We start from the raw sequence: 20,089 nt of genomic DNA, 5'->3' as shown, positions 1-20,089 counted from the left end.
TTAAATTACCTATCTCCAAATTTAACGGTTCTATTGAATTTTTATCAACTTTATTTAATTAAATTTGAAAGGATAGTAAAAAAACATGGTTAGCTCACTATAAAATATTTGTCTAATGCAAGAAGCGTATATAGTTGCCGGTTACCGCACGGCGGTCGGCAAATCGAAGAGAGGAGGTTTCCGCTTTTACAGACCCGATGACCTGGCAGTTGATGTCATTACTGGATTACTGAAAGCTGTTCCTCAGCTCGATCCTAAACAAGTAGATGACCTCATCGTCGGTAATGCCGTGCCTGAAGCAGAACAAGGCTTGCAAATTGGACGTATGATCTCCGTAAGAGCACTCGGTATCGATGTTCCGGGCATGACAGTAAACCGCTACTGTGCCTCTGGTCTCGAAACCATCGCTATCGCTACCGCCAAAATACAAACAGGTATGGCCGACTGTATCATCGCCGGCGGTACCGAAAGTATGAGCCTGGTGCCTGTTGCCGGTTGGAAAACCGTTCCCAACTACACCGTTGCTAAAAATACTCCCGATTACTACATCGGCATGGGCCTCACCGCTGAAGCCGTAGCTAATGAATTTAAAGTCAGCCGCGAAGATCAGGACGAATTCTCCTATAAATCTCATATGAAAGCCTTAAATGCCATTAAAAACGGCTATTTTAAGGATGGTATTCTCCCCATCAATGTGGAAGAAGTATATGTAGATGCCAAAGGAAAAAAAGCAGCCAGAAACTACGTGGTAGATACCGATGAAGGCCCCCGCGCTGATACTTCCCTAGAAGCACTCGGTAAACTCAAACCAGTATTCGCCGCCGGAGGATCCGTAACCGCTGGTAACTCTTCACAAACTTCCGACGGCGCTGCCTTCGTAATCGTGATGAGCGAAAGAATGGTCAATAAACTGAACATCAAACCTATTGGCAAACTGGTAGGCTGCGTATCCGCAGGCGTTCACCCACGCATCATGGGCATTGGTCCTGTAGCCGCCGTACCCAAAGTACTGGAAAGAGCAAATAAAAAATTAAGCGATATCGACCTGGTAGAACTCAACGAAGCATTCGCCTCCCAGTCTATCGCCGTAATCAGAGAACTAGGCATCAACCCTGATATCGTAAATATCAACGGTGGCGCTATCGCTCTCGGTCACCCACTCGGCTGTACAGGTGCTAAACTCACCGTTCAAATCCTAGGAGACCTCAAACGACTCAACAAGAAATACGGTATCGTTACCGCTTGTGTTGGTGGTGGACAAGGTATCGCCGGTATCATCGAAAATATCAACTAATTATACTCATCTAAATTCAAAAAGGCAGTCTCTTATATCTAGAGACTGCCCTTTTTTATTTCTTCTTCTTACTAAAATATTTTTCTAACCCCAGTGGTTCAAACTCAATAGGTTAGCCCCTCTTCAGCCAATTAGGAATGCATATGATTTAATTTTTTAATCTAGATGAATTAAAGTTTTTACTAATTTACTGCCGATTCAGCCAAAAAGCTGTCAACCATATCATTTATTATGGATCGCAGACAATTCCTAACCTTATCGCCTGCACGTAGCCGGAACACCGCTGCTGCCCGTACTATCAGTGGCATCACAGCATATACCGGCCAATGGGGCACTCAACAACTTATCCATCTCCTTAAACGCACCCTGTTCGGTGTCACTCCTGCAGATGTCAATGCCCTCAAAGGCCTTTCCATGCAACAGGTAGTGGATATACTCCTCACCCCGCAGTCCGATCCCGCTCCTCCCGTAAATGATTACGGTGTAGATAGCACTGGCGTAGCCCCCGGCGCTGCCTGGAATCGCGCTCCCAAAGGCGACGAAACCCTCGAAGATAACAGGATCGCCTCCTATAAAGCCTGGTGGGTAGGCCAAATGCTGGCCCAACAGCGAAGCATACACGAAAAAATGGTACTCTTCTGGCATAACCACTTCGTTACAGAAACAAGTATGGTGAAAGACAGTAGGTACATCTATCAATATAACCTTACCCTCCGCCAAAATGCATTGGGAAATTTCAAGGCACTTACTAAAGCAGTGACCCTGGACCCCGCCATGCTGGTATATCTCAACGGATACCTCAACTCTAAAGGCGCCGCTGATGAAAACTACGCCCGCGAACTACATGAATTATTCACTGTAGGAAAAGGGCCTGATTCACACTATACCGAAGATGACGTGAAAGCCACAGCCCGCGTACTTACCGGCTTCCGGGTAGACCCTGTCAATATCGTCAGTACCTTCAATACTACACAACACGATATCACTAACAAGACCTTCAGCTCTTTCTATCTGAATAAAGTCATCTCCGGTAAAACAGGCCCCGATGGCGCCACAGAACTGGATGATCTACTTAATATCATCTTCGCACAACCGGAGGTCGCTAAATTTATCTGCAGAAAAATTTACCGCTTCTTTGTATACTACGATATCGATGATGCCACAGAACAAAACGTAATAGCACCACTGGCGGACGTTTTCCGTACCAGCGGCTACGATATTAAAGTAGTACTCAACACCTTGTTTACCAGCGATCATTTCTTCGATCCGTTAAATATGGCCTGTCTTATCAAAAGCCCGGCTGATTTTTGTATAGGTATTTGCAGAGAATTTTCTGTGAAATTTCCAACAGATTATCCTGGTCAATATAAGATCTGGAGCAGCTTCCATCGCGCAGCAGCACTAATGCTGCAAAATCTCGGTGACCCGCCACTGGTAGCCGGATGGGATGCCTACTACCAGGAACCTTCTTTCCATGAGCTTTGGATCAATACAGATACGCTGCCTAAACGTAATCAGCTCAGTGATGCACTGATCGGCGACAATGGCTTTAATAGCGTACATATCGATCCAATGGCATTCGCAGCGCAACTGCCCAACCCTTCCAACCCTATCGCATTGGTAGCTGATTCGCTGGATATACTTTATCGTGTAGGCGTTTCCGATAATGTGAAGGATTTCCTGAAAACCACTATCCTGCTCACCGGACAACAATCTGACTACTACTGGACCAATGCCTGGAATAATTATGTAAATAATCCTAATGATATGCAGGCGAAAAGTGATGTGCATATCCGATTACAGGCATTGTATAAATATATCATGGACCTGTCTGAATATCAACTATCCTGATCCGCTGAAATACCCTTATATGAAGAGAAGAGATTTCCTTAAATATACAGCTCCTGCCGCGGTACTGCCTGGTCTCCTGGGTGGTTTCTCAGTAAAAGCTTTTGGTACCACTCCGCTGTTGTCTGCACTCAGTGGCGCCGCTTCTGATAACGATCATGTGCTGGTAATGATTCAGATGACAGGTGGAAATGATGGTCTTAACATGGTTATCCCATTGGATATCTACGGAAAATATCAAGCCGCACGTACCAACATAGCCATCCCTCAAGGGAAAGTCCTTAAACTTGACGGCTATACGAAATCAGGTTTGCACCCTGCCATGACAGGTTTGCAGAAACTCTACAACGACGGAAAAGTCAGTCTCATACAAAGTGTAGGCTATCCTTCTCCTAATTTCTCGCACTTCCGCGCTACCGATATATGGCTCACTGGTTCTGATTCCAACGAAATACTCACCACCGGCTGGACCGGCAGGTACCTGGAATCCCTGAACCCGGATTTCCCGAATGGCTACCCAAGTGCAGACAACCCAGATCCGCTGGCTATCCAGATAGGCTCAATTGTATCGCCTGCATTCCAGGGCACCAACGCCAGTATGGGCATCGCTATCACCAGTGCCACCGACTTCTATAACCTGATAGATGGTGTGATGGACCCCGTGCCTAATACAAAAGCAGGGAAGGAACTGGAATATATCCGCCTCATTGCCAAACAAACGAATAGTTACGAACAGTCAATAAAAAAAGCCGCCGCTAAAGTGACGGCCCAGGGCGACTATCCAGCTAATAACGGTCTCGCTGCACAGCTGAAAATCGTAGCCCGACTCATTGCCGGCGGACTCAAAACCCGTCTCTATATGGTGAGCACAGGTGGTTTTGATACCCATGCCAGCCAAACAGAAAGCGGCGATACTACCAAAGGAAACCACGCTAACCTGTTAGGTGGGGTTTCTGATGCTATCGCGGCGTTTATGAGCGATTTGCGCGGCCTCAAGGCTTCACGCCGCGTAGTGGGAATGACGTTCTCCGAATTTGGACGCCGTATCAAATCTAATGGCAGTATCGGTACTGACCATGGCGCCGCTGCACCTATGATCGTTTTCGGCGATTATGTGATGCAAGGCGTGCTGGGCAACTCACCAGCTATTCCAGATGCTACCTCTGTGAATGATAATATCCCGATGCAATATGACTTCAGATCGGTATACGCTTCTATCCTGGAGCAATGGTTCTGCGTGGCGCCCAATGACCTCCAACGCATCCTCCAGAAGGATTATCAACAGCTGCCACTAATCAGCGGTGTGGCCTGTGGTGTTATCACAGGTATCCCGGATATCAATCCGTCTGAAGACAAGCACCTGATCATTAATAGCCCGAATCCATTTACTAATTCAACCCGAATCACCTATATCACTGGCGCTGGTAATACTATGATCCAGATATTTGATACGATGGGCCGCCTGGTAAGTGTGCCAGTAAATAAAATACATGCCGCAGGAACCTATACCATCGATTTTGATGCTACCTACCTGCCAAGCGGGATTTATTATGCCAGGTTCCAAAATGGACCTGTACAACAAGTTAGGCCTATGTTGAAGGTGAAATAATCCACTTGATTAGTTTAATTTCAGATTAAATATTGTGCAACATTGTTGCAAATAGTTAGATTTAACTATCTTTGTCGCCATGTATAAAAAATACTGGCAACGGATATTAGCAATCTTGCTGCTGGGGGTATTTACTTTAAATACCCTTCCGAGAGAATTTATACATGAATTTGCAAACCACCACGATACCCACGATGTTATTCATCCAAAAGGGGAATCGAGTGTTTCTACCGCTCACCGCCACTGTGAATTTTTACAGATAGGTATTGAGCCTTATGAAGAGATTGTCGCTCATCATATAACTCCTGTGCAGAAATTGGTCTGGGTTTTTATTACACCAGCTGTTGCTGCTATCAGTCACCAGACATTTCGTGATCTCGCCCCCAGAGCCCCTCCTGTGGCTTAACATACAATGTGTGCTTACACTGTTTTAAAAACAGTATTTAATTGGATTATCTGCTGATGATCCCCTTATTTATTTTTTGAATTATCATCCTACTGATATGCAATATCTGCGTGTATTTATACCTCGCTTTCTCTTTGTATTACTGGGCTTCCTGGGAATACAACTTTCAACTGATGCCAAAACGCTGTCAGGAAAAGACCTGGCAGATAACTCACTGAGTGGTAAAATCGTCGACAAAAAAACGCATAGCGCCTTGCCTGGTGCTACCATCTATATGCCAGACCTGAAGGTAGGAGCTTCTGCCGATGCCAACGGAAACTATGTCATCAAAAATCTTCCAAAAGGAAAATTCCTGGTAGAACTGCACTCCATGGGGTATGCAGCCTATACCACCACCATCGCCGTTAATGGCGCTACCCATCAGGATTTCGAGCTTTCTGAAACCTTAATCGAAAAGAACGAAGTAGTGATCACCGGTGTGAATCTGGCTACATCTGCCAAAAGCAATCCGGTTCCTATCAGCATAATACGTCGTGATTATCTCGATGAAAACATCTCTACAAATATTATTGATGCAATTTCAAAAGTTCCGGGAGTAAGTACATTGTCTACAGGACCCGCTATCAGCAAGCCTTTCATTAGAGGATTAGGTTATAACCGTGTAGTAGTGGTAAGCGATGATGTACGCCAGGAAGGACAGCAATGGGGAGATGAACATGGTATTGAGGTAGATGATTATAATGTTAGCAGGATAGAGGTTTTGAAAGGGCCTGCTTCCCTGATGTATGGCTCTGATGCATTGGCCGGTGTAGTAAATATTATAACACCAGCGCCGTTGCCAGTGGGTAAAATCAAAGGTAATCTGGATGCAAACTATATGACCAACAACGGTACCATGGCTTATCACGCAGATATCGCCGGTAACCAGAACGGTTTTAACTGGAGCGCTTTTATTACCCAGAAACAAGCGCATGACTACCAGAATAAATATGATGGTTATGTATTCAACTCAAGATATAATAACACTAACTACGGCGCCAGCATTGGTATCAACAAGAAATGGGGTTATTCACATCTGACGTTTACTTCCTTCAATCAACATCTTGGCCTCGTGGAAGGCGATCGTGATAGTACCGGCCAGTTTGTAAAACCTGTTAATAACAATGGTGTGGCAGATGAAGAAACGGTTAGCAACAGTGATCATAGAGATTACAGCATGACAGTGCCTAAACAGCAGATCAATCACCAGAAACTGGTATGGGACAATAGCCTGTACCTGAATAATGGCGGCCGTATAGGCTTAACGCTGGGTTATCAATTGAATCAGCGCCGCGAATTTGGTGATGTATTAAATCCGAATCAGCCAGGTTTATATCTTTACCTGCAAACGCTGAACTATGGCCTGCGTTACTTCTTACCAGAGATGAACGGCTGGCAAACTACTGTAGGTATCAACGGTATGCAGCAAACGAATAAAAATAAAGGAGAAGAATTCCTGATACCTGCTTATGACCTGTTTGATATCGGCGCTTTTGCAGTAACTCGTAAAACATTCGATAAGCTGACATTGAGCGGTGGACTGCGTTTCGACAATCGCTCACTCAATTCTAAAGCCCTGTTCCTGGATGCTGATGGCAAGCCAGCTGCTACTGGGGAAACCAAGTTTGATGCTTTCAATAAGAACTTTAATAATGTATCCGGTAGTGTGGGGATCAGCTATGCTGTCAGCGATCGCGTAACGCTGAAAGCTAATGCTGCCCGCGGTTTTCGCGCACCAAATATTGCAGAACTTTCTGCTAATGGCGTGCACGAAGGAACAATCAAATACGAATATGGTAATACAGACCTGAAGCCGGAAGTAAGTACACAGGGCGACATCGGTATTGATTTCAATACCCAGCACGTATCCCTCACCGCTAACGTATTCTATAACCATATTAATAATTTCATCTATTCCCGTAAGTTATTTAATGCAGCAGGCACTGATTCAATTCCTGCAAATGACAATGAAGAAGGATTCGCTGCATTTAAATACCAGCAAACCAATGCAAACCTTTATGGTGGCGAAATGATGCTGGATATACATCCACATCCGATAGACTGGCTGCACTTCGAAAATACATTGTCTTACGTACGTGGTACGGCTGCTAACGCTACCGACTCTACGAAAAATCTTCCTAATATTCCAGCAGGAAGATGGTTGGCAGAATTAAAAGGTAAGTTTAAGAAGATAGGAAAAGGTTGTCTGCAGAATGCTTATGTGGGCCTGCAAATGGACATGAACTTTGCACAGAATGATGTTTTTTCTGCTTATCAGACAGAAACACCAACATCAGCATATACGTTATTAAACGCTGGTATCGGTACTGATTTCGTAAATAAGAAGAACAAAACGCTGTTCTCATTACATCTTGCGATGAATAATATTACGGATGTGGCGTATCAGAATAATCTGAGCAGGCTGAAGTATGCGCCAGTGAACGAAGTGACAGGAAGAGCAGGTGTGTTTAATATGGGCAGAACCTTCAGTGTGAAATTGTCAATTCCATTGGAGTTTAATTGATAGTTAGTTTTCCTTACTAATATTTTTTAAATAGAGATGGTAGGAATATGCTGAAATAATGCAGCGATGATCATTAAAGCGAGAGTCATGACTGGTGGTGTGAGCTTCCTGGTTATGGCTCTTTCTCATTTTAAAATTATCTAGATTTTAGCCTGTTATTTATATTTAAAATAAAAATATATGTTAAATTTGTTTGTGATTTCACGAGATTAATTCGTACTTTAGTTCCCACAACAGCGAATAGTAAATGAGCAATAGAAAAATTTTACTGTAGTAGTTTGAATAGAGAAAATCGCTTTTGAGAGAGGAAATGCCAAAATCTGTAAGGGGTTTGCAATAATGATTGTAACAACGCCGACTTATGAGAAAGTCTGTTTGAAATGTGAAAATGCCGCCAAAGTCTGTACATCAATTAAAAAGCTCCCAAATTTTTTTAGTTAGTTCCTGGCCGCCGTCAACTTCGGCTTTGCTGTCAACTTTGTAAAAAAATAGCAGTATCGTGATTGCTAGAATAGAATTCAATGCTTGTAATTTTCAATGCTTGTAATTAATGTTAATATACATATGAAATAGTCTGTAGTATTTTACCAACTACTTTATCGAATCAGTATCTCCGCATGTATAACATCAACGGATATACGAAATAATACTGTTATGCCCGGTCCCAATACCTGAATCAGTATTTCAATAACGTTGGATACATAACCTACAATAAAATCTATGTCCTTGTATATAACGTATACGGATATACGATAATAATTTTTAGAGACTTTTTATTGTTGATGCAGTTCCTTAGAAGGAGGGAATGTGCCATACTATTTATTACTAAATCTTAACAAATCGCAGATGAGAAAAATTCTATTTGCATTGGTGGCCTGCCTGTTAACTACAGTGTCGCTATTTGCCCAAAGAACAATCTCCGGAAAGGTTACCGATAATACGGGAGAACTATTACCGGGTGTATCGATTGTTGTAAAAGGAACTCAAAAAGGAACCATTTCTAACGGAAAAGGTATTTTCACTCTCACCGTACCGGATAACGCTAAAGCGCTGGTTTTTTCTGCTGTAGGCTTAGCCACTCAGGAAGTAGAACTCGGCAATTCGTCCGTAGTGAATGTTTCTATGAAGATTTCCGAAAGGACCATCAATGAAGTAGTAATTTCTACAGGTTACGGTAGTGTTAAACGTAACAAGTATACAGGGGCCTCCACTGTCCTGAGTAATAAAGTGGTAGATGCGGTACCAATGGGTGCTTTTGATCAGGCTCTCCAGGGACGTGCACCAGGTGTTCTGGTAAACTCCGGTTCTGGCCAGCCAGGTTCAAGTGCTAACGTTGTTATTCGTGGTATTCAATCCATTAGCGGTTCCGGTATACAACCACTCTACATCGTAGATGGTGTGCCTTTACCAGCTAATGACATGGCAACTATCAACCCGAACGACTTTGAGTCAATGACCGTTTTGAAAGATGCAGCTTCTGCAGCTTTGTACGGTGCTCGTGGTGGTGTTGGCGTTATCGTTATCACTACTAAAAGAGGTAAAGCAGGTACAAACAACTTTACAGTTCGTAGCCAGGTAGGTGTTACCACAGCTCCTAAACCTACTAACTTCGACCTGATGAATTCATCACAGATGCTGGCATATGAAGAAAGAGAGAAAATTGCTGGTACTCCTGGATGGAACTACTCTCCGTTGAACCCTGCAAACGCAGGCCTCAGACAGGATCAGAAAGACAGATACGCTACTATGCTCGACAGTATGAGAAATATTAATTCAGACTGGAGAGACATCGTTTATCGTAAAGGTTTCTCCCAAATGCATGAAATCAATGCAAGCGGTGGTAACGATAAATCTAAATATTATTTCTCTGCAGGTGTCTTTGATCAAAAAGGTATGGACCTGAAATCAAGACTCAGAAGATATACTACTCGCTTTAACCTGGACCAAACTCTCGGCCGCTTATCCATTCAATTCAATAACCAACTTGGTTATTCCATCAGCGAATTTGCTGAAGGTGAATACCTCGGTAACAGCGCCCGTAACGTATTCCAAATGGTTTGGAGAGCAAAAACTTACGAAAATCCATACAACCCTGATGGATCACTGAACATCGGCCCAAGCTCTAACCTGGCATTGAAACAAATGGCAGACGTACTGGACGCAATTCAGTCATCTACACTGCGCGACAAACAGTTTAAAATCAACTCTGGTCTGAATATCGCATTCAAAATCCTCCCTAGCCTGACTGCTCGTAACGTAGTGGGTATAGATGTGGCGGCAGACTTCACTCAGCGTTATGTTCAGGCAGGTTCCTACTATGGTACTGGTGCTGCATTTACTGAGAAAAAAGGTATTGATATGGAAAATACCAGAGTGGTTGCTAACATAGTAAATACTTCCAGCCTGGTTTATGCCAAAACTTTTGGTGGCAGACATGATGTTGAAGCCGGTGCATATTTTGAAATTGTTCGTAACTGGCAACAAGGTGGAGGATTCACCCTCTATAACCTGGATCCACGTCTGTCCCTTACCGGACAAGGTGCTGGTAACTTGCCAACAGGTGGTGCTGCCAGCTATTCTCAGCCAGCTTCCAGCGCTAAAAGTGGTTACGGTATCCGTTCTTACTTCGGAAGCCTGCGTTATACCTATAACGATAAATACACCGTTAGTGGTGTAATCCGCAGAGATGGTACTTCTCGTATCTTAAACCCTGCTAACAAAGAAATCACTACCTGGTCTTCTGGTTTTACATGGAACGCCATTAAAGAAGATTTCCTTGCTAACAACAGCATCCTCTCTGATTTACGTTTCAGAGCATCTTATGGTATCGTGCCTAACATCGGAAGTATCGCTACCGGAACTTACTCCAACGGACTTGTAGGTGTGACCAACTACATGGGTTCACAGTTAGCTGGTTATGGTACTGTAAGCTTCCCTGGTTCTACTATTTCTGGTATCGCACCAGTAACGCCTGGTAATGATAACCTCAAAATTGAACACATCAAAAAATTCAACATTGGGTTTGACCTGGCTGTGCTGAAAGACCGCGTAAGATTTAGTGCAGATTACTACCGCAATATGACTATCGACTTGTTCGTGAAACAGCCATTATCTTATACCACTGGTTTCTCAAGCCTGGATATTAACGCCGGTAAAATGAGTAACAGAGGTATTGAACTGGCTTTGAGTGTTGATGTAGTTAAACAGAGAGATTATGGTGTTACATTAGGATGGAATCATGCATTCAATAAAAATAACATCGAAGACCTCGGATCTGTTGATCAATATGTACTCGGTACATTCCTGATCAAGAAAGGTTTACCTTTTGGTTCCCACTATACTTACCATTACTTAGGTGCTGATCCTACCACTGGTAAACCAATGTACGAAGGTGCAGACGGTAAAACAGTTTACGATGTAAGCCAGGCGCCACAAATGGCAATCTTCGGTTCTTATGTACCTAAACACACTGGTGGTTTTACACTGGATGCACATTACAAACGCCTCTCTCTCAGTGCCCTGTTCTCTTACCAGTTTGACGTAGTAAGAAGCAATAACGCATGGAACTTCATCACCAGAGGTACTCCTGGATACCAGGCTTCTCTGAATGCTAGTCCAGACCTGATCAACAACCAATGGCAGAAACCAGGCGATGTTAAATTCTATCAGTCTTCTCAATATGACAGAGGCTTTACTTCCAGCGATCTGATGGATGCTAAATTCCTCCGTTTCAGAAGCCTCAATATTGCTTACGTTATTCCTGAACTGGCAATTAAAGGAACCAAACTGATTAAATCAGCAAAAGTTTATGTTCAGGCTAATAACCTGTTCGTATGGAGCCCATGGAAAGGACAGGATCCTGAGGATAATAACAACATTAGCTTAAACGAATATCCTAATCCGAGAATCTTTACAGCTGGTATTGATATTAACTTCTAATGAAAAAGGACTATTTCTTTTTCCATCTAAACTGAAAAGAACATGAAATCAAGAAATATAATTGGAATGGCAATGCTGCTCACTACCGCATTTGGTTGCAGCAAAGTACTCGATATAAAAGAAACGGATCTGATCGCAGGTGACCTGGCACTGAAAACTGTGGAAAACTGTGAACAAGGTACCATAGGAGCTTATGCAGAATTATCCACCAACATGGACATTCTCTTCGCTTCAGTTTTATCTGATGAAGTAAAACCAGGTGAGTTTTATAACTCCGCCACCGTACATGAATGGCAGTTCAGTGCCTCCGATGTAACCATCAGAGATAACTTTACCGCACTCACTACTAATGGTATCATTGCTGATAGGGTAAACCGCGTATTGGCTGCATTACCAAAGTCTGATTCCACTCGTGCAGGTGATAACACCCTCCGCGATCGTATTAAAGGTGAGTGTCTGTTCCTCCGTGCTTATACACACTTCGAATTATTCAGATACTATTGCACAAACTATATTCCAGGTAAAATGGCTATGCCATACATGGAGGCTGCAACCCTGTCTAACCAGTCACGCATGGATATGGAACCTTATTTCCAGAAACTCAATGCTGACCTGGCCGCTGCTAAAGCACTCGTACCTGCATCACTCGCAGATAAAAACCGCGTAAACCAGGCAACTGTTTCCGCTTTACAAGCTCGCGTAGCGCTCTACACCAAAGATTGGGCTAAAGCAGAAACTTATGCTACTGAATTCATCAACCAACTGCCTTTGGCTACTATGGCCCAATTCCCAGGCATCTGGACTGATGCAAATACAGCAGAAGTATCTTACCAGATCGTACGCCCTTCAAGCTCTGCTCGTCTGGGTTCCCTCTGGCGTGGTACCTCCACTGCTCCTGGTGGCGTAGTGAAAGTTGGTTCCATCACCTGGTTGCCTTCTGATAAGCTGTGGAATATGTATGATCAGACAAACGATATCCGTTTCACTGCATACCTGGTAAATGAACCTTTACTGACAGCAGATAACAACCGCCCGTCTAAAATCATTAAAAAGTATGCCGGCGGCGGTTATAACTCTACTTCTGAAAACGTAGCTAATGCTAAAGTTTTCCGTACAGGTGAAATGTACCTGATCCGCGCTGAAGCAAGAGCTGAACAGAATAAATTCACTGGTGCTAATAGCGCTGAAAGTGATCTGAACGACCTCCGTACAGCACGTATTAAAGCTTATGTTCCTGTGGTACTGGCAAGCAAAGATGCTGCTATCTCCGCTATCATGGACGAACGCTTTAAAGAGCTGCCTTTCGAAGGTCACCGCTTCTGGGATCTGAAAAGAAGAGGTCTGGCTGTTAGCCGCCTTGCATCAGATGCTCCAAATGCAAATGCTGTAACGCTGCCTGCTGATAACTTCCGCTTCGTAATGCCTATCCCGCAAACAGAACTGAATGCGAATAAGCTGATGAAACAGAATGACGGCTACGCTCAATAATCAGTATTTCTTGATTTTGATTGATATAAAAAGTAAAAAACCAATAAAAACGAGGGGCAGATTTCTCTGCCCCTCTTTTTTATTTATGATGTATAAATTCTAATATCGTATCGCGCCGCTGTAACTCCGGCAACTCATGAGTGAAGAAGTGATCAAACAATAATGCTTTACTGTTTCTTATCTTGTAGGCCGTAAATTTTCCGGCAGTAAACAATCCTAATATTGTGTCCCCCTCGTTAATATATAGGTAAGGCGCTGGTAACGTATCAATCTTGCGGATATAGTTGATCAACCGCTTATCCTTGTTACTGATCGTAATTGTTTGCATAGAATCAGCCCCGTTTTCCACCGTAATGGTAATATTGGCAGCCGTATATATAGTCGATTCATCACCAGGATGACCAGACTTGAGCTTGAAATGTTGCGGATGAATGGTCTTTCTGGTCCTGTCTGCCACATGCACTTCCTCCTCAGGCTCTGGTGCGCTACTGCAAGCCTGGCATGCAAAAAGGATGACTGCTATGTAAAAACCTATTCTTGTCATTAGTATCGGGTTTGCGTTTGATGCTGCAAAAATGCGAATATCTGCAAATATGGTGCATCTACCACTGGTATAATTATTTGAAGTGAATATATGCGGATTTTGTAGTTTAGCATCGAAAGTTACATTTTGTGCAATATTGAATGTTCTAATTCTTAAACTTTTGCACGCTGTTCCCTCTGTTTCGTTATTGCCTCTAAAATTCTTCTGACCACCATTGGTTCAGATTTTGGTTGAAAAAGATAGGGGCTGTTTTCACAGCCCCAAATATTTTAAAACCAATTTTTTACTAATGATGATGGTGATGAGGCGCCTCCAAATTTGCAGTATCCTCATCATAATACACGAAAAAGTATAGGTATATTACCCGCGACAACCGCATCAACCATGGTTGTATTAATATCAGCAACACACCATTTACCGCCAACCATTTGAATATACTGTTGTCTCTCCAGCTAATACCAAAAATTAACGCATACCAAATCAAATTGAAAACGCTGAACGCCACTGATAAGGCATAACTAACATACCCCGTCCCAAACCAAAAACCGGTTTCCAGCTCATACTTTTGTCCACATACCGGGCAATGCTCCGGCATGTCAAAAATCTTCGAAAAACGCAGATGGAACGGATTCGGATCTTTAAACATCGGTCCCTTACGGCACCTTGGACATTTCATTGTCAGGATGCTCAGGAAGTAATTCGGGCGTTTAGGCTTATTCGTACTCATTCCGCAAATTTAATCAATTACTTCGAAGCTGTCTCCGTTTCGAACTTACGCTCACCAATCTGCTGACGCCACATCGCGTAATACAGCCCCTTCTCATCCAACAAATCTGCATGTCGTCCGGTTTCAACAATACGACCTTTTTCCAGTACAAATATCCTGTCCGCATGCATGATCGTTGACAACCTATGTGCAATCATCACCGTAATATGCTGTCTGGTAGCCGTAATATCCCTCACTGTGCGGGTGATTTCTTCTTCTGTAATTGAATCCAGCGCGGAGGTAGCCTCGTCAAAAACCATCAGCCTTGGTTTACGCAATAACGCCCTGGCGATAGACAAACGCTGTTTCTCTCCACCAGAGATTTTTACGCCGCCTTCCCCAATAACAGTTTCAATACCTTTATCTGCACGCGCCAGAATAGTATAGCAAGATGCTTTTTCCAATGCGTCCATAATCTCTGCATCGGTAGCTCCCGGATTCACAAACAGTAAATTCTCCTTGATAGTACCGGCAAACAATTGGGTATCCTGTGTTACAAAGCCCACCTGGTGACGCAGGGATTCCATATCCACTGAACTGGCTGTAACGCCATTATACAAAATATCCCCCTCGTTAGGCTTGTATAAGCCCACCAACAGCTTTACCAAGGTAGTTTTGCCGGAGCCGGAAGGCCCCACAAAGGCAATCGTTTCGCCCAGCTTTACATTAAAACTAACATGGTCCAGCGCCTTACCATCAGCAGTAAGATGCTTGAAGCCTACCTGCTTAAATTCCAGTTTTTCTATATGGGAGATGTATACCGGGTCTGCTGGCATAGCTTCCACCGGCGTATCCAGGATACGTTTGAAACTCTGCAACGAAACTTCCGCTTCCCTGTAGTTCAGGATAATGTTACCCAGTTCCTGTAATGGCCCGAAAATAAAGAAGGAATATAACTGTAAAGACATCAGCTGTCCTACGGTTACGTAATCATGATAAATATAGAACAACAACAGGAACAAGATAGCAGAACGCATCAGGTTCACAAATGTTCCCTGTACAAAGCTGATACTGCGTATACTCTTCACCTTTTTCAGTTCCAGCATGAGAATTTTCAACGTTGTACTGTTAAGACGACGCACTTCCTGGTTTGTTAATCCCAAACTCTTTACCAGTTCTATGTTTCGGAGAGACTCGGTAGTGGAACCTGCCAGGGCAGTGGTTTCTTTTACGATGGTACGCTGAATAACCTTGATTTTCTTACTCAGTACGTTCATCAGTACCCCCAACAATACACAACCAATAAGATAAACGAATGGAAGGGTAGGATGCACGAAATAGGCATATATCATTACAAAAACAACGCCTATCATCGATACAAATAATACGTTTACAAAAGAGGTGATGAATTTCTCACAGTCTGTTCTTACTTTCTGCAAAATAGCCAGCGTTTCACCGCTACGCTGGTCCTCAAATTGCTGGTAAGGCAGACGCAGTGAATGCTTCAAGCCATCTGTATAAACCTGTGCGCCAAATTTCTGCACAATTACATTTACGAAATAATCCTGAAATGCTTTCGCAATCCTTGATACCATCGCCACCCCTATTGATGCGCCCAATAATAAAAGCACACCATTCAGATAACCACCTTCTGCCCGGGGAACCTGATTGAGCTTATCAAAAAATTTAGGATGATTGGCAAACTTATCAATGATACGACCGAAAATATACGGGTCCATCAGGGAAAACAGCTGGTTCACTGCAGCCAGCAACATAGCAAAAAAGCAAAGCCATTTGTATTTCTTAAGATACTGTAGTAGTAGTTTCATAATCCAATTTTACGGAGTCTTTGGTTCTGTTCTAAAATAGTTTATCAAAGGTAAGATGTTATAACATTGTAGTTCCGCCATTGCTCAAAAATGACTAACTTAATATAGAAGTTCTTTGTAAAGGTTACTAGTGATAATCGGTTCATCTCACTAAATCTCCACATATGAAAACGTATGATGAAAAACATGTTAAAAACATCGTACTGTTGGGCGCTGCCAAGAGTGGAAAAACTACCCTCTCTGAAACAATGCTGTTCGAAGCCGGCATTGTCAGCAAACGCGGTACCGTTGAAGAAAACAACACTATTTCTGACTACCACGAAATAGAACATGAACGCGGTAATTCCGTATATGCTACCACTATGCATACGGAATGGAGAGACTACAAAATCAATATCATTGATACCCCCGGCCTGGAAGATTTTATTGGCGAGGTAATAGCATCCATCCGCGTTTCCGATACTGCTGTATTATTGCTCAATGCACAATATGGGGTAGAGGTCGGTACAGAAATGATTTGGGACTATATAGACAGATACCGGAAACCCACCATACTGGCCATTAATCAACTAGATACTGAACAAGCCAACTTTACAAAGACCGTGGAAGATGCCAGACGGGTGTTCGGAAACGCTGCCACCATAATGCAATACCCCGTCAATCAAGGCCCCGGATTCAACGCCATCATTGATCTCCTCAAAATGACCATGTACCGTTTCCCCACAAACGGTGGAAAACCCGAAAAACTCCCCATCCCCGATAACGAAAAAGAACAAGCCGACAAACTCCACAACGAATTAGTCGAAAAAGCCGCCGAAAACGACGATACCCTCATGGAACAATTCTTCGAAAAAGGTAACCTCGACGAAGATGAACTCCGCGAAGGCCTTAAAATAGGTATGCTCAAACACCAGGTATTCCCCATCTTCTGCCTCTCCGCTAAAAATGATATGGGCAGTGGCCGACTAATGGGCTTCATCGATAACGTAGCCCCCAGTGCCATCGACATGCCCGCAGATATCACCGAAGATGGTAAGGAAATCCCCTGCGACCCCGCCGGACCTACCTGCCTGTTCGTATATAAAACCATACTGGAACCACATGTAGGCCGACTCACCTTCTTCAAAGTTATGTCCGGTGAAGTGAAAACAGGAATGGAACTTATAAACGAAAAAGGTAATACTACCGAACGTATCTCACAACTGCTGATCGTTGACGGTAAAAATCGTAATAACGTAGACTATCTCCGCGCTGGCGACATCGGCTGCACCATCAAACTAAAAAATACGCTGACCAATCATACCCTCTGCGATAAAAATTTCTCCGGACAAATAGAACCCATTCAATTCCCGGCTCCTAAAGTAAGAGTGGCAATTGAAACTAAGAATAAAGCTGATGACGAAAAACTCAGCGAAGTATTGTCGGAAATTCACATGGAAGATCCTACTCTCGAAGTAGAGTTCAATCGGGAACTAAAACAGGTAATCCTCCATGGACAAGGAGATCTTCACCTGCTCGTTACCAAATGGCGACTGGAAAATATCTATAAAATGCCGATAGAATTCCTGCCTGCTAAAATACCTTACCGCGAAACTATCCAGAAACCAGCACTTTCCTCTTATCGCCACAAAAAACAATCTGGTGGCGCAGGCCAGTTCGGGGAAGTGTATATTAAAATAGAACCCTGGTACGAAGGCATGCCCCAGCTAAAAGAATATCCAGTCAGAGAAACAGAAGAAATTGCTCTCAACTGGGGAGGAAAACTGGTTTTCAATAACTGTATTGTAGGTGGCGCCATAGACGCACGCTTCCTGCCTTCCATACTGAAAGGCGTCATGGAAAAAATGGTAGAAGGCCCACTAACGGGATCGTATGTACGTGATATCCGCGTAAGCGTTTATGATGGTAAAATGCATCCGGTAGACAGTAATGACATGTCTTTTAAAATTGCTGGTAAGATGGCTTTCAGAGACGCTTTCCACCAGGCAGCACCGCAGCTGCTGGAGCCAGTCTTCGACCTCGAAGCCACTGCCCCCGATGTAATGATGGGCGATATCATGAGCGAATTACAAAGTCATCGCAGCATTATAACGGGAATGGATACACTGAATGGATTCCAGGTGATCAAAGCACGAACGCCACAAGCAGAGCTGGATAAGCTTTTCGCAGCTTTGCGCAATGTTACCCAAGGGAAAGCTAAGCTGAAATCGACTTTTGCCGAATATGCGCCAGTACCTGCGGAGATCCAGAAAAAACTCAGTGAAGATTATCGCAAAACAGAAGCGGAAGTTTAAGAGCCGCCCCAGCTTTGCCTGTCAAGACTCCTGTACTGAATTGCTTCTGCCAGATGCATGGCAGAAATCAATGGACTCTTGTCCAGGTCAGCAATAGTGCGGCTTACCTTCAATATCCTGTCGTAGGCACGGGCAGATAATTGTAGCTTTTTCATAGCGCTTTTTAGCAGTTCCCTGCTATAATCATCGGTGTTGCAATGATCACGCATCATACGTGCATTCATCTGTGCATTACAACTGATGCCTGTAAACCCCTTAAAACGTTCGCGCTGCAACATCCTGGCAGCAATGACCCTATCTCTGATTATACTGCTGCTTTCGGCTTCTAAAGGCGCAGATAACGCAGAATAAGTAACGGGTGTCACCTCTACATGAAGATCTATCCTATCCATCAAAGGCCCAGAAATTTTATTCAGATATTTATACACCATACCTGGCGCACAACTGCATTTCTTTTCAGGATGATTGAAATAACCGCATGGACAAGGATTCATAGAGGCCAGCAACATAAAATCTGCAGGAAATTCTACTGTTTGTTTTGCTCTGGCAATGGTCACCAAACGCTCTTCCATAGGCTGTCGCATTACTTCCAGCACATCGCGTTTAAATTCCGGTAACTCATCAAGAAACAAAACACCGTTATGTGCCAGCGAAATTTCACCTGGTTGAATGTTACTGCCACCGCCCACCAACGCTGCATTGCTGATGCCATGATGCGGCGCGCGGAAAGGTCGTTGCGAAATCAATGCAGCTGCATGCGCCAGCTTCCCGGCTACAGAATAAATTTTCGTTGTTTCAAGTGCTTCCTCTGGTAGCATGGGTGGCAGTATAGAAGGAAACCTTCGGGCCAGCATCGTTTTACCCGCCCCTGGTGGCCCTATCAAAATGGCGTTATGCCCACCGGCAGCAGCAATCTCTAAAGCTCTTTTAATATGCTGCTGACCTTTCACCTCATTGAAATCAAAATCATAATGTAATTGCGCAGATAAGAAACGCGCTCCCGCAGCGGTGCTGGCAGATGTTAATAACTTTTCACCGGCAAGATGTGTAATCACTTCTTCGAGGTGATTGGCACCATACACTTCAATACCTTCTACCAGTGCAGCTTCTTCCGCATTGGATGCCGGTAATATGATGCCAGTGTAACCTTCTGTTCTGGCTTGCATCGCCATGGATAAAGCGCCACGGACCGGCAACAGCGTGCCATCCAGCGATAATTCTCCCATCAACAAATAACCTGTTAGTATGTCAGCGGGTATTCTTTCGCAGGCTGCCAGTATACCGATGGCGATAGGTAAATCATAGGCAGTACCCACCTTACGGATATCAGCAGGAGCAAGGTTTACAACGGTTCTTGTTCTGGGCATTTTCAAACCCAAATGTTGCAAAGCAGAAGTAATCCGTTGCTCACTTTCTTTCACCGCATTATCTGGTAATCCGACAATAAAGAATTTATTGCCCTGTGAAGATACATTCACCTCAATGGTGATCGTAATGGCATGCACGCCCTGTAAGGCGCTGCCGTAGGTTTTAACAATCATATGGATGTAGCTGGGTTAACAAAAAATT

At 43.7% G+C, this 20,089-nt stretch carries 12 protein-coding genes; 8 read left to right on the top strand and 4 right to left on the bottom strand.

Annotation, left to right across the window (positions count from 1 at the left end):
- Positions 1-115 precede the first annotated feature (115 nt).
- The 7 genes from ACE38W_RS08385 to ACE38W_RS08355 all read left to right on the top strand — a co-directional run bounded on the left by ACE38W_RS08385 (position 116) and on the right by ACE38W_RS08355 (position 13,147).
- Positions 116-1,294, top strand: coding sequence for an acetyl-CoA C-acyltransferase (locus ACE38W_RS08385; protein ID WP_375830034.1), 1,179 nt, complete (start codon positions 116-118; stop codon positions 1,292-1,294).
- A gap of 231 nt (positions 1,295-1,525) precedes the next feature.
- On the top strand, positions 1,526-3,145 hold the full coding sequence (locus ACE38W_RS08380; RefSeq protein WP_375830032.1) for a DUF1800 family protein: 1,620 nt from the start codon (positions 1,526-1,528) through the stop codon (positions 3,143-3,145).
- 19 nt (positions 3,146-3,164) lie between these two features.
- Positions 3,165-4,751 (top strand): DUF1501 domain-containing protein, encoded by a 1,587-nt coding sequence (locus ACE38W_RS08375; RefSeq protein WP_375830030.1) that lies wholly within the window; start codon positions 3,165-3,167, stop codon positions 4,749-4,751.
- A gap of 79 nt (positions 4,752-4,830) precedes the next feature.
- Positions 4,831-5,157 carry a hypothetical protein gene (locus tag ACE38W_RS08370; protein ID WP_375830029.1) on the top strand — a complete coding sequence of 109 codons (327 nt, stop codon included), beginning with the start codon at positions 4,831-4,833 and terminating at the stop codon, positions 5,155-5,157.
- A gap of 97 nt (positions 5,158-5,254) precedes the next feature.
- A complete protein-coding gene (locus ACE38W_RS08365; protein WP_375830028.1) occupies positions 5,255-7,720 on the top strand; it encodes a TonB-dependent receptor in 2,466 nt (821 codons plus the stop codon).
- Between the two features lie 846 nt (positions 7,721-8,566).
- Positions 8,567-11,659: a SusC/RagA family TonB-linked outer membrane protein gene (locus tag ACE38W_RS08360; RefSeq protein WP_375830027.1), complete on the top strand. Its 3,093-nt coding sequence runs from the start codon at positions 8,567-8,569 to the stop codon at positions 11,657-11,659.
- Positions 11,660-11,701: 42 nt separating this feature from the next.
- On the top strand, positions 11,702-13,147 hold the full coding sequence (locus ACE38W_RS08355) for a RagB/SusD family nutrient uptake outer membrane protein (RefSeq protein WP_375830025.1): 1,446 nt from the start codon (positions 11,702-11,704) through the stop codon (positions 13,145-13,147).
- A gap of 79 nt (positions 13,148-13,226) precedes the next feature.
- Here the strand turns inward: ACE38W_RS08355 and ACE38W_RS08350 are convergent, their stop codons facing one another.
- From ACE38W_RS08350 to ACE38W_RS08340, 3 genes are all read right to left on the bottom strand, one after another.
- A complete protein-coding gene (locus ACE38W_RS08350; protein ID WP_375830024.1) occupies positions 13,227-13,691 on the bottom strand; it encodes a hypothetical protein in 465 nt (154 codons plus the stop codon).
- 286 nt (positions 13,692-13,977) lie between these two features.
- A complete protein-coding gene (locus ACE38W_RS08345; protein ID WP_375830022.1) occupies positions 13,978-14,418 on the bottom strand; it encodes a DUF983 domain-containing protein in 441 nt (146 codons plus the stop codon).
- Between the two features lie 17 nt (positions 14,419-14,435).
- The gene (locus ACE38W_RS08340; RefSeq protein ID WP_375830021.1) at positions 14,436-16,226 is read right to left on the bottom strand and encodes an ABC transporter ATP-binding protein; all 1,791 of its coding nucleotides are present in this window, start codon (positions 16,224-16,226) and stop codon (positions 14,436-14,438) included.
- A gap of 164 nt (positions 16,227-16,390) precedes the next feature.
- On the opposite strand from ACE38W_RS08340, the gene ACE38W_RS08335 reads away from it, so the two are divergent.
- Positions 16,391-18,520, top strand: a complete 2,130-nt coding sequence (locus tag ACE38W_RS08335; protein WP_375830019.1) for an elongation factor G — start codon at positions 16,391-16,393, stop codon at positions 18,518-18,520.
- On the opposite strand, the gene ACE38W_RS08330 is transcribed toward ACE38W_RS08335, so the two are convergent.
- Complete coding sequence (locus tag ACE38W_RS08330; protein WP_375830018.1) at positions 18,517-20,061, bottom strand: YifB family Mg chelatase-like AAA ATPase; 1,545 nt, start codon at positions 20,059-20,061, stop codon at positions 18,517-18,519. The two genes, ACE38W_RS08335 and ACE38W_RS08330, sit on opposite strands and share 4 nt — an antisense overlap.
- Between the last annotated feature and the right edge of the window lie 28 nt (positions 20,062-20,089).

The organism is Chitinophaga sp. Hz27 (assembly GCF_042263525.1).
Taxonomy (GTDB): domain Bacteria; phylum Bacteroidota; class Bacteroidia; order Chitinophagales; family Chitinophagaceae; genus Chitinophaga.
Note: the sequence above shows the minus strand (reverse complement) of the source record. Positions and strands in the feature narration are given on the sequence as shown.